This window comes from Brevundimonas staleyi, from assembly GCF_041893865.1.
Taxonomy (GTDB): domain Bacteria; phylum Pseudomonadota; class Alphaproteobacteria; order Caulobacterales; family Caulobacteraceae; genus Brevundimonas; species Brevundimonas staleyi.
Genome location: NZ_CP169082.1, coordinates 1,881,038 through 1,896,616, shown reverse-complemented (window position 1 = coordinate 1,896,616; position 15,579 = coordinate 1,881,038). Strand labels below are relative to the sequence as shown.

The window sequence follows — 15,579 nt, the reverse complement described above, 5'->3', positions numbered from 1 at the left end:
TACGGCGATTTAAGTAGGGAATCCGCGACTTCGGGGTCATTGAGGGAGGGTGAAACAGACCGTGACCCTCTCCCGTCGCCTCTCCGCCGCCCTGCCGGCGCTCGCGCTCGCCGCCGGTCTTTCGGCGTTCGCGGCGCCTGCTTCGGCCGAGGTCAGCTTCTCGATCCAGGATCGCGACGTGACCCGGATGGTGTCGCTGGGCGGCTCCTGCAATCGCTGCGAACTGTCGGGGCGCAACCTGGCCGGCGCGACCTTCACCGGCGCCAGCTTCATGAGCGCGACCCTGGTCGGGGCGGACCTGCGCGGCGCCGAACTGGTCGGTTCCAACTTCTCCTCCAGCGATTTCAGCCGCGCCGACATGCGGGGGGCCGAGATCCAGGGCTCCAACTTCTCCTCGGCTGTCTTCCGCGACGTGCGGATGAGCGGGACCGAGGCCCAGGGCGCCAACTTCTCGCGCGCCGACCTCAGCCGGGCCGATCTGTCGGGCGCCGAACTGGTCGGGGCCAATATGAACGCCGCCGTCTTGGCCAACGCCAACCTGTCGGGCGCCGAGCTGTTCGGCACGACCCTGGCCAATGTGAGCGCGCGCGGGGCCTCCTTCTCCAATGCCGAGCTCAACGCGGCCAACATGACCGGCGGCGACTTCTCGGACGCCAACTTCTCCGGCGCCGAGCTGGACGGAGCCCGTCTGTCGCGCGCCTCGTTCGGCCGGGCCAACTTCTCGGGCGCCTCCATGCGCCGGGCCGATATCCGGGGCGCCGATCTGTCGGGCGCCCGCGGCCTGAACCAGGAACAGGTTTCCGAGGCCTGCGGAGACGGGACGACCAGCCTGCCTCGCGGACTGACAGTCCGTAGCTGCACCTCCCGCGGGATGATCGTCGCGCCACGCGCTCCTGTTCCGCCCGTGCCGCCGGTCCCCCCGGCGCCGCGCCGGAACTTCGCCAGCGCCGATCGCCACTGATCCTCCCCCCATAAAAAAAAGGCCCCCGAACCGGGGGCCTTTTTCGTACCGGGCGGACGCCCTTACTTGAGCGGCAGGGCCGTGCGGATGTGGACGTCCTTCAGCTGACGCTCCTGCGCCTCGGTCGGGGCGTTCATCAGGAGGTCCTCGCCCTGCTGGTTCAGCGGGAAGGCGATGACCTCGCGGATGGCGGTTTCGCCGGCCAGCAGCATGACGATGCGGTCGATGCCGGGGGCCAGACCGCCGTGCGGCGGGGCGCCGTAGCGGAAGGCGTTCAGCATGCCGCCGAACTGCTCCTCAACCACCGAGGCGTCGTAGCCGGCGATGTTGAAGGCCTTCAGCATGATCTCGGCCTTGTGGTTCCGGATCGCACCCGAGCACAGCTCATAGCCGTTGCAGACGATGTCGTACTGATAGGCGCGGATGGTCAGCGGGTCTTGGGTCTCCAAGGCCTCCAGACCGCCCTGCGGCATCGAGAACGGGTTGTGCGAGAAGTCGACCTTCTTCTCTTCCTCCGACCACTCGAACATCGGGAAGTCGACGATCCAGCAGAATTTGAACTGGTCCTCGGCGACCAGCTTCAGCTCCGTGCCCACGCGGGTGCGGGCCAGGCCGGCGAATTTGGCGAAGGCGGTCGGCAGGCCGGCGACGAAGAAGGCCGCGTCGCCCTGGCCCAGACCCAGCGACGACATCAGGGCCTCGGTCGGCTCCTGGCCCAGGTTCTTGGCGATCGGGCCGCCCCAGGCGTTCTGATCGTCCGACCAGAAGATGTAGCCGAGGCCCGGCTGGCCCTCGCCCTGCGCCCAGGAGTTCATGCGGTCGCAGAAGGCGCGCGAACCGCCGGTCGGCGCCGGGATGGCCCAGACGGCGTTCTTGTCGTCCGCGCCCAGGATCTTGGCGAACAGGCCGAAGCCGCCGTCGCGGAAGTGGTCGGAGACGACCTGCATCTTGATCGGGTTGCGGGTGTCCGGCTTGTCGGTGCCGTACCAGGCCATCGACTGGGCGAAGGTCAGGCGTTCGAAACCGGCGTGTTCGAACTGCTCGCCGAAGTCGTTGGTGAAAGTGTGCTTGCCGTCGATCGGCGAGACCGGCAGGCCGTTCGAGAACTCCTCGAACACGCCGTGCATGACCGGCTCGATAGCGGCGAAGACGTCTTCCTGGGTAACGAAGCTCATCTCCACGTCGAGCTGGTAGAACTCCAGCGAACGGTCGGCGCGCAGGTCCTCATCGCGGAAGCAGGGCGCGATCTGGAAATAGCGGTCGAAGCCCGAGACCATCAGCAGTTGCTTGAACTGCTGGGGCGCCTGCGGAAGGGCGTAGAACTTGCCCGGGTGCATCCGCGACGGGACCAGGAAGTCGCGCGCGCCCTCCGGCGACGAGGCCGTCAGGATCGGGGTTTGGTACTCCAGGAAGCCCTGATCGACCATGCGACGGCGGATCGAGGAGATCACCTTGGAGCGCAGGACGATGTTCTTGTGCAGACGCTCGCGACGCAGGTCGAGGAAGCGGTTCTGCAGGCGGATCTCTTCCGGGTACTCCTGCTCGCCGAAGACCGGCATCGGCAGTTCGGCGGCTTCGGACAGGACTTCCAGGCCGGCGACGCGAACCTCGACCTCGCCGGTGGGTAGGAGCGGGTTCACCGTCGAGGGATCGCGCATGACCGCCTCGCCGTCGATCTTGATCACGCTCTCGGCGCGCAGACGCTCCACGATCTCGAAGCCCGGCGTCGAGGGGTGCAGGACCAACTGGGTGATGCCGTAGTGGTCGCGCAGGTCGACGAACAACAGGCCGCCGAGATCGCGCTTGCGGTGGACCCAGCCCGACAGGCGCACATTGGCGCCCGCGTCCGAAGACCGGAGGGCGCCGCAGGTGTGGGAGCGATAGGCGTGCATGAGAAAATCGTCTGAAAACGGCTGCGAAACAGCATGAATTGGAAGCGGCGTAAGGCGCATCCAGGGGGCGGAAAGTCAAGGTCGGCGGCAGTCGAAGGGCACGCGGCCGGACTCCAAAACACCGTCCGAAGCGTCCGAAGAGTCCGAAGCGTTCGGATGAGGCCGACCGAGCCGTACCCTTCGCTTCCGGCGCCGTCACTGTAAGGCCGCCCGGCATCATGCCACGCTCAATACGGCCGAAGCCCGCGCCGACGGGGGATTTGGGCCGTTCGAGCGTCAAACAGCTATTTTTCTTTGACGTCAGAAGCGGTCGCAGCCGTCCACAGGGGCGGATCGTCTGTCCACGTTGCATCGCGGCGCCGTATCAGGACAATCGCCTTCGTCTGTTATGGTGAACCCATGTCGGCGCCCCGCCCTCTTCGCGAACAGCTGAGGCTGCCCCTGACGCGGGACGTCCCCGCCGGGGCGGCCGCCTTCGTGCGCTCGGACTGCAACGCCTACGCCTTCGACGCCCTGGCCGCCTGGCCGGACAGCGCGGGCCAGGTCATGGCCATCTGCGGCCCGGCCGGATGCGGCAAGAGCCATTTGGCGGCCCTGTGGGCCGAACGGGTGGGCGCCATCCCGCTGAACGGCGCAGAAGCGGCCCTGGCCGATCCGCTGGAGCTGGAGGGTCGTCCGGTCCTGCTCGACATCGCACAGGACGCCGACGACGAGACCCTGTTCCACCTCATCAATCTGGCCCAGCAGGACGGCGGCGCGCTTCTGATGGTGTCGCGCCCCTCGCCCCGTCGCTGGGACGTGAAGGTGCCGGACCTGCGCTCGCGCCTGGACGCCGTGCGGGTCGTGGCCATGGAGGCGCCGGACGACGCGGTCCTGTCGGCGATCCTGACGGCGCGCTTCGCCGAGCGCAGCATCACGCCGGGCGACGGGGTGATCGACTATCTGGTGAAGCGGATCGACCGCTCGGCGGACAGTATCGCGGCCGTGGTGGATCGCCTGGACGCCGAGCATCGGCCGGTGACGCGAGCGCTGGCCAGGCAGGTGCTGGAGTCGTCGTCTCCGACACTGGACGAAGCCTGACCTTGTCATCCCGGCCGCAGCGAAGCGGAGAGCCGGGACGGGACGCGTATTCCATCACCCTCCCGGAAGGCGCGAAGCGGCTGTCCGGGAGACCGGCGCAGGCCCAACCCTGCTTCCGGATAATCGCTGACACGATTTCCGGAAGGTGAGATTTGAAGGGCTCCACGTCCTGGCTCTACGCTTCGCTTCGGCCGGGATGACAAAGGCTAAGGGGAAAGCGCCTTCGCGCTTGCAGCCGTAACAATCGGGCTCCAAAACCGACCCATGTCCGACGCCGCCATCGCCGACGCCACCGCTGGAGAGGACCTGCCGTCCTCCCACGCCCCGCAACTGCATCTGGACGAGGACCTGATGGCCTCGCCGGCCCGGTTCTTCAATCGCGAGATCAGCTGGCTGGCCTTCAACGCCCGCGTGCTGGAAGAGGCGGCGAACCCGGCCCACCCGCTGCTGGAGCGGCTGCGGTTCCTGTCGATCTCGGCCAACAACCTGGATGAGTTCTTCATGACCCGGGTGGCGGGGCTGAAGGGTCAGGTGCGCGAGCGGGTGCGGGTGTTGTCGGCCGATGGCCTGACCGCCGCCGAGCAACTGGAGAAGATCAACGTCGCGGCCGGCGAACTGATGGCCGAGCAGCAGGAACGCTGGCGTCAGCTGCGCCGCGAACTGGTCGGGGCGGGCATCGAGGTCGTCCATTCGGCCAAGATCACCAAGACGGACAAGGAACGGCTGGAGCCCGAGTTCCTGAACCAGCTGTTCGCCGTCCTGACGCCGCTGGCCATCGATCCGGCCCACCCCTTCCCCTTCCTGCCCAACCTGGGCTTCTCCCTGGCGCTGAAGCTGCGCCGCCAGCGGGACAACAAGACCCTCTACGCCCTGGTGCCGGTGCCGACCCAGGTGAAGCGGTTCTGGGAGCTGACCGGCGACGGGCGGTCGGTGAAGGGGCGGCGTCGGTTCGTGACGCTGGAAAACGTGCTCCTGATGTTCATCGAGCATCTCTTCCCCGGTCATGAGGTCTTGGAAAAGGGCGTGCTGCGCCTGATCCGCGATTCCGACATCGAGATCGAGGAAGAGGCCGAGGATCTGGTTCTGGAGTTCGAGGAGGCGCTGAAACAGCGTCGTCTGGGCTCGGTCGTCCGGGTCAAGATCGAGGCGTCCATGCCCGACGATCTGCGCGACTTCATCGTGGGCGAACTGCATGCCGCGCCGCAGGACGTGGTCATGGTCGACGGCATGCTGGGCATCGCCCAACTGTCCGAGCTGATTCCGTCGGGCCATCCCGACATGAAATTCCCCGGCTACGAGCCGCGATACCCCGAGCGGGTGCGCGACCAGGGCGGGGACGTCTTCGCGGCCGTGCGCGAGAAGGACATCCTGATCCACCACCCGTTCGAGAGCTTCGACGTGGTGGTGCAGTTCCTGCGTCAGGCGGCGCGGGACCCCAACGTCATCGCCATCAAACAGACGCTGTATCGCACCTCCAAAGACAGTCCGGTCGTCGCGGCCCTGATCGAGGCGGCCGAGAACGGCAAGAACGTCGTGGCCCTGGTCGAGCTGAAGGCCCGGTTCGACGAGGAGGCCAATCTGCGCTGGGCGCGCGCCATGGAGCGGGCCGGCGTCCACGTCGTCTTCGGCTTCGTCGAATACAAGACCCACGCCAAGCTGAGCGTCGTCGTGCGGCGCGAGGGCGACGGCCTGAAGACCTACTGCCACTTCGGCACGGGCAACTATCACCCGGTCACGGCCAAGGTTTACACCGACCTCAGCCTGTTCAGCTCCGACCCCGTGCTGGCCCGCGATGCGTCGCGCGTGTTCAACTACATCACCGGCTACGCCCAGCCCGAGGATCTGGAGGCGCTGGTCGTCTCGCCGATCAACATGAAGGCGACCCTGATCGAGTTGATCGGCAAGGAGATGTCGGCGGCGGCCAAGGGCAAGCCGGCGGCCATCTGGGTCAAGCTCAACGCGCTGGTGGACCCGGAGATCATCGACGCCCTGTATCGCGCCAGCCAGTGGGGCGTGCGGATCGAGCTGGTGGTGCGCGGCATCTGCTGCCTGCGTCCCGGCGTGCCCGGCCTGTCGGAGAATATCCGGGTCAAGTCGATCGTCGGCCGCTTCCTGGAGCACAGCCGGATCATCTGTTTCGCCAACGGCAAGGAACTGCCGCACGACAAGGCCAAGGTGTTCATCTCCTCCGCCGACTGGATGACGCGGAACCTGAACCGCCGTGTCGAGGTCATGACGCCCGTCATGAACGCCACCGTCCACGATCAGGTGCTGGACCAGATCATGGTCGCCAACCTGAAGGACGACGCCCAGAGCTGGACGCTGGGCGCCGACGGCGGCTACACGCGCGTCGTCCATACCGGATCGGGCAAACCCTTCTCGGCCCACGAGTATTTCATGACCAACCCCAGCCTGTCGGGTCGGGGGCGCAAGGTGAAGACCCTGCCGGGTCGCCTGCGTTACGACCGGCCCACTCAGTGAACGAACTCTACGCGACGCCGCGCGAGGCGGCCGTCATCGACATCGGGTCGAACTCGGTCCGCATGGTGCTGTACCGGCTGGAAGGCCGGGCCATCTGGACCGTCTTCAACGAGAAGGTGCTGGCCGGCCTGGGTCGCGACCTGCCCGCGACCGGCCGCCTGTCGCCCGAGGGCGTCGAGATGGCTATGACGACGCTTCGCCGGTTCGCCGCCGTGCTGGAGGGGGTACGCCCCGCCTACACCTTCGTCGCCGCCACGGCCGCCGTGCGCGAGGCCGAGGACGGGCCGGCGTTCTGCGACCGCGTCGCCGCCACGACGGGGCTGAAGGTCCGCGTCCTGACCGGCGAGGAAGAGGCGAAATACGCGGCGCTTGGCGTCCTGGCCGGAGAGCCCCGCTCGACCGGCGTCGCCGCCGACATGGGCGGGTCCAGCCTGGAGCTGATCAAGATCGGCGACGGCGCGGCCACGCCCGGCGTCACCCTGCCGCTCGGGCCGTTCAGCCTGGCCGACCCCAAGGGTTTCGACGCCGGACGCCTGCGCGCCACCATCGCCCAGCGGCTGAAGCCCGTGGCCAAGCGGTTCGCGACGAAGGAACTGCACGCGGTCGGCGGCGGCTGGCGCTCGCTGGCCCAGTTGCACATGGCGATGAGCGACTATCCGCTGCACATCGTCCACCAGTACGCCATGAGCGCCGACGATGCGCGCGGCGTGGCCCGTCTGGTGGCGCAGCAGTCGCGGGCCTCTTTGGACCGTCTGCCGGGCGTGTCGAAACGTCGGGCCGAGACCTTGCCCTACGCGGCGCTCGTGCTCGAAGGCCTGATCGAGACCCTCGGCCTGAAGACAGTCACCTTCTCCGCCTGGGGTTTGCGCGAGGGGCTGCTCTACGAATCGCTGGATCAGGACGAGGCGCCGCTGGATCCGCTGATCGCGGGCGCGGCGGCTCTGGGCGCGCGTCAGGGGATATCCCCGGCCATGCCCGCCGCCCTGAACGCCTGGCTCGGCGACGTGATCGCGGCCCTGCCCAAGGCCTTCGACAAGGAGCGGGACGCGGTGCTGGCCGCCGCCGCCTGTCGTCTGGCCGATCTCGGCGCCCGTCTGCACCCCGATCACCGACTGGAACTGGTGTTCGATCAGGTTCTGCGCGCCCCCATTCCGGGCCAGACCCACCCTGAGCGCGTCTGGCTGGCCTGCGCCCTGAACGCCCGCTACGGCGGTGGAAGCTCGACGCCCGCGCCCGAGGCGGTCGATCGCCTGCTCAGCCCCGACGCCCGCGTCAGCGCCCGCGCGCTTGGTCTGGCCATGCGGCTGGGCTGCGACCTGTCGGGCCGGTCGCCGCAGTTGCTGGCCAACGCGTCGCTGAAGGTGAAGGGCGGCTCACTCAAGCTGACGGCCTCGGACGGCTATGCGGACGTCCTCCTGGGCGAACAGACCCGCCGCCGCGCCAGGGCTCTGGCCGAGGCCATGGGGCTGAAGCTGGAAATCTGACGCGATCCGCCGCATCGTCCGCCCGCAACAGGGAGGCGATCATGGCGGTCACCGGTATCGGCGGCTTCTTCTTCAGGTCCAAGGATCCCAAGGCGCTGGCCGCCTGGTATCTCGAACACCTCGGCGTCGGCGCGCCCGAAGGCGTCTTCGTCTGGCCTCAGCAGGCGGGGCCGACCGTCTTCTCGCCCTTCAAGGCGGACACCGACTATTTCGCCGACGACAAGCAGTGGATGCTGAACCTGCGCGTCGACGACCTCGACGCGCTGAAGGCGAGCCTTTCAGCCGCCGGGATCGAGGTCGTCACCAAGCCGGAGTGGGACACCATGCCGGAGGTCGGCCAGTTCGCCCGCATCCACGACCCCGAGGGCAACCCCATAGAGCTGTGGCAGCCGGCGGCGACCTGACGCGTCAATAGCGGCCGAGACGGTCAGGGGTGGCATTCGGCGCGCGAGGACGGACATAACCGAGAATGGTCCAGTCGGCGCCGTAGTTGGCGACGGATATCATCTCCATGTGATCTTCGCGGATCAGCTGATGGTAGCGGCGTTCGAAGACGACTTTTCGGACCCCGTGCCGAGCCTCGCCGTCCGCGATCCACGGAAAGATCCGGGCATCCCCGACGCGAAACGAGCCCACGCCCAAATAGCGCCTGACTGACGAGGCGACCGAGCCGCGCTGACTGGGTCTTGCAGACACCCAGCACAGGGAGACCAGCGATCCGTCCGTCAGGACGTTGGACCCCACCGGTGTTGACCCGCCGATCGCCGTCATTAGCCGGTATTCGACGCCACCGACAGTGCGGGTCGCGGTCCTCAACTCGCGGGCGAATGCCCACAGACGAAAGCCGTCGGCCTCCTCGGGCGGCAGATCGACATAGCCGCGAGCCCTGGCGAGGGACCAGGTCCAGACATGGTCGCCCGCAGGCTCAACGCAGAGGCTATCCAACTCATCGACCAAGGCCGGCGGTTCTGACGCCTCGTCGGTTTCGGTCTGGGCGGCCGAAGGGAAGGCGGTGAGCAGAAGCGCGACAAAAGCCGGAAAAATATATGACCGTCCTCGCATCGCTGCCTCCCCCGAAAGCCCTACTCGATCTCGACCACCTCGACCCGGGCGCCGTTCAGCACCAGGGCGATCTCGCCGCGCTTGAGCTTCAGCGCGTCCTCGCCGAACAGCTGACGGCGCCAGCCGGTCAGGGCCTCGACCTTGGCGTTGTCGTCGATGGCGATCTTTTCCAGGTCGGCAACATTGGCGATCAGCTTGGACGCCACGCCCGCATTGTCGCTCTTGGCCTTGAGCAGGACCTTCAGCAGTTCCACGACCGACGGCGGCGCCGGCTGGTTGTGGGCCGGGCGGTCCATCTTGGGCGCGTGAGCCTCGGGGTCGGCCATGACCCGCTTCAGCTCTTCGGTCAGTTCCAGGCCCAGGCGCGAACCGCCGAAGCCCTTGGGCACGGACCGCAGGCGGTTGAAGGCCTCAACGTCGGTCGGGGCCTGGGTCGCGATCTCGTCGATGGCCTCGTCCTTCAGGATGCGGCCGCGCGGCTGGTCGCGCTCCTGCGCCGCCCGCTCGCGCCAGACCGCCGTCGCCTTGAAGGCGGCCAGGTATTTGGCGTTGTACTTCTTGGGCTTCAGCCGCTTCCAGGCGCGTTCGGGATCGGTGTCGTAGAGGTCCGGATCGACCAGATCCTCCATCTCCGTCATCACCCACTCCAGACGACCTTCCTTGGCCAGTCGGTCGCGCAGCTTCGGATACAGGGCGGCCAGATGGGTCACGTCGCCGATGGCGTAGTGCAACTGGGCGTCCGACAGGGGCCGGCGCGACCAGTCGGTGAACCGGCTGCCCTTGTCCAGATCGATGCGCAGCATCTGCCGCACCAGCGAATCATAGGCGACCTGATCGCCGAACCCGGCGGCCATGGCGGCGACCTGCGTATCGAACATGGGCTTGGGCATGGCGCCCAGCTTGACGAAGATCTCGGTGTCCTGACGCGCGGCGTGGAAGACCTTCACGATCTTCGGATCGCGCAGGATTTTCAGGAAGGGCTCCAGATCCAGCCCCTCGGCCTGGGGATCGATGATCGCCTCATGCTCGGGCGTCGCGGCCTGGATCAGGCACAGCTTCGGCCAATAGGTGGTCTCGCGCATGAACTCGGTGTCCACGGCGATGAAGGGGGCGTTCGCGACGGCGGCGCAAAACTGGAGCAGCGCGTCATTGGTGGTGATCGGCGTCATTCGGATGCTATAGCCCCCCGCGACGCGGTCGTGGCAAGAGGCACGGCCTTTTTTCCGCACCGATTCCAGGCCCGTTTGCGATGAGCGACCCCAAAGACACCCTGCCGAACGGCCTGACCTATGCCGACGCGGGCGTCGACATCGACGCCGGCGACATGCTGATCGAGCACATCAAGCCGCTCGCCAAGTCCACCGCACGCCCGGGTTCGGAGCCGTCGCTGGGGGGATTCGGCGCCCTGTTCGACCTGAAGGCCGCCGGTTTCGTCGATCCGCTGATCGTCTCCACGACCGACGGCGTCGGCACCAAGCTGAAGATCGCCATCGAAACCGGCCGTCATGACGGCGTCGGCATCGATCTGGTCGCCATGTGCGTCAACGACCTCTTGGCCCAGGGCGCGGAGCCCCTGCTGTTCCTCGACTACTATGCGACCGGCAAGCTGGAGATCGACGCGGCCCGTCGCGTGGTGTCCGGCATCGCCGAAGGTTGCCGCATGGCCGGCGCCGCCCTGGTGGGCGGCGAGACGGCCGAGATGCCCGGCATGTATTCCGGCGGCGACTATGACCTGGCCGGCTTCTCGCTCGGCGCCGTGGAGCGGGGTCACGCCCTGCCCCGCCTGGACCTTCAGAACACCGGCGACCTGATCATCGGCCTGGCCTCGTCCGGCCCGCACTCCAACGGCTACTCCCTGATCCGCAAGGTGGTGGAGCGGTCGGGTCTGGCCTGGGGCGACGACGCCCCGTTCGCCAAGGATCGCTCCCTGGCCCAGGCCCTGATGGAGCCGACCCGCATCTACATCAAGCCGGTCCTGCCCCTGATGAAGGCCGGTCTGATCAAGGGCGCGGCCCACATCACCGGCGGCGGCCTGATCGAGAACCCGCCCCGCTGCATCGCCGAGGGTCTGACGGCGCAGTTCGACTGGGATTCGTGGCCGATGCCGGCCGTGTTCCAGTGGCTGTCCGAGACGGGCGGCATTTCGGAGCATGAGATGCGCCGGACCTTCAACTGCGGCGTCGGCTTCATCCTGATCGTCGCGCCGGAGAACGCCGAGGACGTGCTGGCGGGTCTGCTGGAAGCCGGCGAAGCGGCGTTCGTCTGCGGGCAGTTGGTCTAGGCATTGCGTCCTTCTCCCCTTGGGGGAGAAGGTGGCTCGCGGAGCGAGACGGATGAGGGGTTTGCCTGATCCGGTCTGGCTGTCGAATATCGGGAACTGGTGAACCAGCCCCCTCATCCGAGCGGCTTCGCCGCCCACCTTCTCCCCCGAGGGGAGAAGGACGTCATGGTGGAGTTCTGAATGCGTCTGATCGCCCTCGCCGCCCTGCTGGCCCTGCCCGCCGTGGCTCACGCCCAGACGCCCGCCTCCGTCGAACAGCCGCTGCTGCACGAGGTCGTGTCCCAGGTCGATCAGGCGCGGATGCACTCCGACATCACCGCCATGGTCGGCTTCGGCACCCGCCACACGATGTCCGAGACCGATTCGGACACGCGCGGCATCGGCGCGGCCCGTCGCTGGGCCGAGAGCCATTTCCGGACGATCTCGACCGAGTGCGGCGGCTGTCTGGAAATCGCCCTGCCCGCCGACACGGTCACCGGCCCGCGCGTCCCCACCCCGACCGAGGTGGTCAACGTCCTGGCCATCCAGCGCGGCACGACGGATCCGAACCGCGTCATCGTCATCTCCGGCCACATCGACAGCCGCGTCACCGACGTGATGAATTTCACCGACGACGCGCCGGGGGCCAACGATGACGCTTCGGGCGTCTCCGCCGTGCTGGAGGCCGCGCGCGTCCTGTCGAAACACCGGTTCGCCGCCACCCTGGTCTATGCCGTCCTGTCGGGCGAAGAGCAGGGTCTGCTCGGCGGCAAGATCCTGGCCGACTATGCCAAGGCGCAAGGCTGGGTCGTCGAGGCCAATCTGAACAACGACATCGTCGGCAACTCCGAGGGCCAGTCGGGCATCCGCGACACCACCCGCGTGCGCGTCTTCTCCGAGGGCACCAAGTCGGTGGAGACGGCGCTTCAGGCCGAACGCCGTCGCTACAACGGCGGCGAGGTGGACAGTTCGTCCCGCAACCTGGCCCGCTACGTCGACGGCATCGCCGACCGCTATCTGACCAATTTCGACGTCGACATGATCTATCGCACCGACCGCTTCGGCCGGGGCGGCGACCAGACCGAGATGCTGCGCGCCGGCTTCCCCGCCGTCCGCATCTCCGAGGGCGCCGAGAACTACGACCGCCAGCATCAGGACCTGCGCGTCGAGAACGGCGTCCATTACGGCGACACGATCGAGGGCGTGGACTTCGACTATCTGGCCCAGGTCGCGCGGCTGAACATCGCCACCATGGCCGCCCTGGCCTCGGCGCCCATGGTCCCGGCCGACGTGACCATCGAGGGCGCGGTGAAGCCTGACACGACGCTGCGCTGGTCCGCCGTTCCGGGCGCGGCGGGCTATCGCGTCTGGTGGCGGTCGACCACGGCCCCGCAATGGACCTTCAACCGCTCGGCCGGAAACGCGACGTCGCTGGTCCTGACCGGCGTGCCGATCGACGACTATTTCTTCGGCGTCTCGGCCATTTCCGCGGACGGGTACGAGAGCCCGGTCGTCTATCCCGGCCCGGCCGGCGCCTTCGTCTCGGTCGGCGATCCGCCCGCGCGTCCCCGATGAGTTCGACCGAGGGCCGCGTGCGCGTGGCCGTTCTGATTTCCGGCGCCGGGTCCAACATGGCCGCCCTGATCGACGCCTGTCAGGCGGCGGATGCGCTCTATGAGGTCGTGCTGGTCGTGTCCAACGACCCGGAAGCCGGCGGTCTGGCCGTTGCGCGGTCCAAGGGCGTCGCCACTGTCGCCATCGACCACAAGCCCTTCGGCAAGGACCGCGCCGCCCACGAGGCCGACATCCAGGCCGAACTGGAGGCCGCGAGCGTCGAGGTCATCGCCCTGGCCGGCTATATGCGTCTGCTGACGCCGTTTCTGGTCAACCGCTGGGAAGGCCGGATGCTGAACATCCACCCCAGCCTGCTGCCGAAATATCCGGGTCTCGACACCCACGCCCGCGCGCTGGAGGCGGGCGACGCCGAGGCCGGCTGCACCGTCCATCTGGTGACCGAGGGCGTCGACGAAGGTCCGATCCTGGATCAACAGGCCGTGCCCATCGTCGCCGGCGACACGCCCCGCACCCTGGCCCAGCGGGTCCTGACCGCCGAACACGGCCTCTATCCCCGCGCCTTGGCATCCTTCTGCGCCCGGATTAGAAATCTGTAATCCTCGCGGTTTGCCCGCGACAGCTCGCCGCAGCGAGCGCAGTGTCCCAAAAATTTCCATTCGGGGAACAACCATGTCCAGACTTCGCCTCATGGCGTGCGCCGCCGGCGCCGTGCTTCTGATCGCCTCGCCCGTCCTCGCCCAGACCGCGCCCCTGCCGGTCGAGATCCCGTCCGAGGATCAGGCCGAGATCGGCGTCTTCGGCTTCGACCTGAACGGCATGGATACGTCGATCAAGCCGGGCGACGACTTCAACCGCTACGCCAGCGGCCACTATCTGGCCAACACCCCGATCCCGGCGGACAAGGCCAGCTATGGCATGTTCCACGTCCTGAACGACCGCTCGCAGGTGAACCTGCGCGAGATCATCGAGGAAAGCGCCGCCAACCCGACCTCCAGCGCCGACGCCGCCCGCATCGGCGCCCTGTTCGCCAGCTTCATGGACGAGGCCGCGATCAACGCCCTGGGCGCCACGCCCCTGCAGACCGATCTGGCCGAGGTCCGCGCCACCGACACGCATGAGAAGTTCGCCGCCCTGATGGGCCGCACCCAATACGGCTTCGGGACCACCCTGTTCGGGGTCCAGGCCTTCGAGGACCTGCGCACCCCCGACCGCACCTCGGCCTATGTGGTCCAGGACGGCCTGGGCATGCCCGACCGCGACTACTATCTGGAAGACCGGTTCGCGACCCAGAAGGCTGCCTACCGCGTCTATATCGAACGGGCGCTGACCCTGGCCGGCTGGACCGATCCGGCCGCCTCTGCCGACGCCGTCCTGGCCTTCGAGACCGCCATCGCCGGCGAGCACTGGACCCAGGTCCAGAACCGCCAGATCGACAAGATCTACAACCCGATGACCGTGGCCGAACTGACCGCCGCCGCCCCCGGCTTCGACTGGGCCGCCTGGGCTGTGGCTGCCGGCGTCGGAGCCGACCGCACCCTGATCGCCGCCAACAACACCGCCTTCCCCGGCATGGCCCGCATCTTCGCCGAGACCCCGATCGCGACCCTGCAGGCGTGGGAAGCCTTCCACGTCGTCAATCAGGCGGCGCCCTATCTGTCCCAGCCCTTCGTCGACGCCCGCTTCGACTTCTTCGGCAAGACCTTGAGCGGTCAGCAGGAGAACCGCCCCCGCTGGAAGCGCGGCGTGGACATGGTGGAAGGCGCGCTGGGCGAATCCCTGGGTCGCGAATACGTCGCCCGTCACTTCTCGCCCCAGTCCAAGGCGATGATGGAGGACCTGGTCGCCAATCTGCGCGCCGCCATGGCCGTCCGCATCCAGAACCTGGACTGGATGAGCGACGCGACCAAGGAACAGGCCCTCTACAAGCTGTCCAAATTCGGCGTGAAGATCGGCTACCCCGACGAGTGGCGCTCGTATGACGGGCTGGAGCTGGTTCCGGGTGATCTCTACGGCAACGCCGAACGTTCGGCCGCCTTCGAGTGGAACTTCAACCTGTCGAAGCTGGACCGGCCGGTGAACCCGCTGGAATGGGGCATGACGCCCCAGACGGTGAACGCCTACTACAACCCGCCCCGGAACGAGATCGTCTTCCCGGCCGCCATCCTTCAGGCGCCCTTCTTCGACCCGCGCGCCGATCCGGCGGTCAACTATGGCGGCATCGGCGCCGTCATCGGCCACGAGATCACCCACGGCTTCGACGACCAGGGCAGAAAGACCGACGGCGACGGCGTGCTGCGCGACTGGTGGACGCCGGAAGACGCCGCCAAGTTCGAGGAACGGGCCGCCGTTCTGGGCGCGCAATACTCGGCCCTCAGCCCCGTCGACGGCGCGAACGTCAACGGCGACCTGACCATGGGCGAGAACATCGCCGACCTGGGCGGCCTCCTGATGGCGCTGGACGCCTATCACATGTCGCTGCACGGCCAGCCGGCGCCGGTCATCAACGGCCTGACGGGCGACCAGCGCGTCTTCCTGGGCTGGGCCCAGGTCTGGCGTACCAACAGCCGCGACGAGTACCTGCGCCAGCAGGTCACGACCGACCCGCACTCGCCCGGCATGTACCGCGCGGCGGTCTCGCCCCGGAACATCGACGCCTGGTACGAAGCCTTCGGCGTCAAACCCGGCGACGAACAGTATCTGGCCCCGGAAGCCCGGGCGCGGATCTGGTGATCCCTCTCCCTCATCCTCGGGCTTGATCCGAGGATCGGAGGTTCAGGGCCCGAA

12 protein-coding genes are annotated in these 15,579 nt (G+C 67.7%); 9 read left to right on the top strand and 3 right to left on the bottom strand.

Annotated features, from left to right (window positions below; translation table 11 throughout):
* Positions 1 to 61: 61 nt before the first annotated feature.
* Entirely contained in the window at positions 62 to 961 is a 900-nt protein-coding gene (locus ACETK8_RS09480; RefSeq protein WP_374039247.1) for a pentapeptide repeat-containing protein, read from the top strand.
* A 62-nt stretch (positions 962 to 1,023) separates the two neighbouring features.
* On the opposite strand, the gene aspS is transcribed toward ACETK8_RS09480, so the two are convergent.
* On the bottom strand, positions 1,024 to 2,853 hold the full coding sequence (gene aspS, locus ACETK8_RS09475; RefSeq protein WP_374039246.1) for an aspartate--tRNA ligase: 1,830 nt from the start codon (positions 2,851 to 2,853) through the stop codon (positions 1,024 to 1,026).
* Positions 2,854 to 3,252: 399 nt separating this feature from the next.
* Here aspS and ACETK8_RS09470 point away from each other — a divergent pair, with 399 nt between their 5' ends.
* The 4 genes from ACETK8_RS09470 (at position 3,253) to ACETK8_RS09455 (ending at position 8,302) form a co-directional block, all read left to right on the top strand.
* Entirely contained in the window at positions 3,253 to 3,933 is a 681-nt protein-coding gene (locus ACETK8_RS09470) for a chromosomal replication initiator DnaA (RefSeq protein WP_374039245.1), read from the top strand.
* A 264-nt stretch (positions 3,934 to 4,197) separates the two neighbouring features.
* Positions 4,198 to 6,414, top strand: coding sequence for an RNA degradosome polyphosphate kinase (locus tag ACETK8_RS09465; RefSeq protein ID WP_374039244.1), 2,217 nt, complete (start codon positions 4,198 to 4,200; stop codon positions 6,412 to 6,414).
* 62 nt (positions 6,415 to 6,476) lie between these two features.
* Positions 6,477 to 7,898: a Ppx/GppA family phosphatase gene (locus ACETK8_RS09460; RefSeq protein ID WP_374039384.1), complete on the top strand. Its 1,422-nt coding sequence runs from the start codon at positions 6,477 to 6,479 to the stop codon at positions 7,896 to 7,898.
* Positions 7,899 to 7,939: 41 nt separating this feature from the next.
* Positions 7,940 to 8,302: a VOC family protein gene (locus tag ACETK8_RS09455; RefSeq protein WP_374039243.1), complete on the top strand. Its 363-nt coding sequence runs from the start codon at positions 7,940 to 7,942 to the stop codon at positions 8,300 to 8,302.
* A 4-nt stretch (positions 8,303 to 8,306) separates the two neighbouring features.
* Here the strand turns inward: ACETK8_RS09455 and ACETK8_RS09450 are convergent, their stop codons facing one another.
* Positions 8,307 to 8,960, bottom strand: a complete 654-nt coding sequence (locus ACETK8_RS09450; RefSeq protein ID WP_374039242.1) for a hypothetical protein — start codon at positions 8,958 to 8,960, stop codon at positions 8,307 to 8,309.
* 20 nt (positions 8,961 to 8,980) lie between these two features.
* Positions 8,981 to 10,129 (bottom strand): ribonuclease D, encoded by a 1,149-nt coding sequence (gene rnd, locus ACETK8_RS09445; RefSeq protein ID WP_374039241.1) that lies wholly within the window; start codon positions 10,127 to 10,129, stop codon positions 8,981 to 8,983.
* 80 nt (positions 10,130 to 10,209) lie between these two features.
* Between rnd and purM the strand changes: the two genes are divergently transcribed.
* From purM to ACETK8_RS09425, 4 genes are all read left to right on the top strand, one after another.
* Positions 10,210 to 11,241 carry a phosphoribosylformylglycinamidine cyclo-ligase gene (gene purM, locus ACETK8_RS09440; RefSeq protein ID WP_374039240.1) on the top strand — a complete coding sequence of 344 codons (1,032 nt, stop codon included), beginning with the start codon at positions 10,210 to 10,212 and terminating at the stop codon, positions 11,239 to 11,241.
* Positions 11,242 to 11,421: 180 nt separating this feature from the next.
* Entirely contained in the window at positions 11,422 to 12,795 is a 1,374-nt protein-coding gene (locus ACETK8_RS09435) for a M28 family metallopeptidase (protein ID WP_374039239.1), read from the top strand.
* On the top strand, positions 12,792 to 13,391 hold the full coding sequence (gene purN, locus ACETK8_RS09430; RefSeq protein WP_374039238.1) for a phosphoribosylglycinamide formyltransferase: 600 nt from the start codon (positions 12,792 to 12,794) through the stop codon (positions 13,389 to 13,391). The genes ACETK8_RS09435 and purN overlap by 4 nt, the downstream gene beginning before the upstream one ends.
* A 73-nt stretch (positions 13,392 to 13,464) precedes the next feature.
* Complete coding sequence (locus ACETK8_RS09425; RefSeq protein ID WP_374039237.1) at positions 13,465 to 15,525, top strand: M13 family metallopeptidase; 2,061 nt, start codon at positions 13,465 to 13,467, stop codon at positions 15,523 to 15,525.
* The last annotated feature ends 54 nt before the right edge of the window (positions 15,526 to 15,579 follow it).

Excerpts from the sequence above, each read along its gene's own strand:
- aspS (WP_374039246.1), bottom strand. The coding sequence starts at position 2,853 with ATGCACGCCTATCGCTCCCACACCTGCGGCGCCCTCCGGTCTTCGGAC.
- ACETK8_RS09470 (WP_374039245.1), top strand. The coding sequence starts at position 3,253 with ATGTCGGCGCCCCGCCCTCTTCGCGAACAGCTGAGGCTGCCCCTGACG.
- ACETK8_RS09465 (WP_374039244.1), top strand. The coding sequence starts at position 4,198 with ATGTCCGACGCCGCCATCGCCGACGCCACCGCTGGAGAGGACCTGCCG.
- ACETK8_RS09460 (WP_374039384.1), top strand. The coding sequence starts at position 6,477 with ATGGTGCTGTACCGGCTGGAAGGCCGGGCCATCTGGACCGTCTTCAAC.
- ACETK8_RS09455 (WP_374039243.1), top strand. The coding sequence starts at position 7,940 with ATGGCGGTCACCGGTATCGGCGGCTTCTTCTTCAGGTCCAAGGATCCC.
- ACETK8_RS09450 (WP_374039242.1), bottom strand. The coding sequence starts at position 8,960 with ATGCGAGGACGGTCATATATTTTTCCGGCTTTTGTCGCGCTTCTGCTC.
- rnd (WP_374039241.1), bottom strand. The coding sequence starts at position 10,129 with ATGACGCCGATCACCACCAATGACGCGCTGCTCCAGTTTTGCGCCGCC.
- purM (WP_374039240.1), top strand. The coding sequence starts at position 10,210 with ATGAGCGACCCCAAAGACACCCTGCCGAACGGCCTGACCTATGCCGAC.
- ACETK8_RS09435 (WP_374039239.1), top strand. The coding sequence starts at position 11,422 with ATGCGTCTGATCGCCCTCGCCGCCCTGCTGGCCCTGCCCGCCGTGGCT.
- purN (WP_374039238.1), top strand. The coding sequence starts at position 12,792 with ATGAGTTCGACCGAGGGCCGCGTGCGCGTGGCCGTTCTGATTTCCGGC.
- ACETK8_RS09425 (WP_374039237.1), top strand. The coding sequence starts at position 13,465 with ATGTCCAGACTTCGCCTCATGGCGTGCGCCGCCGGCGCCGTGCTTCTG.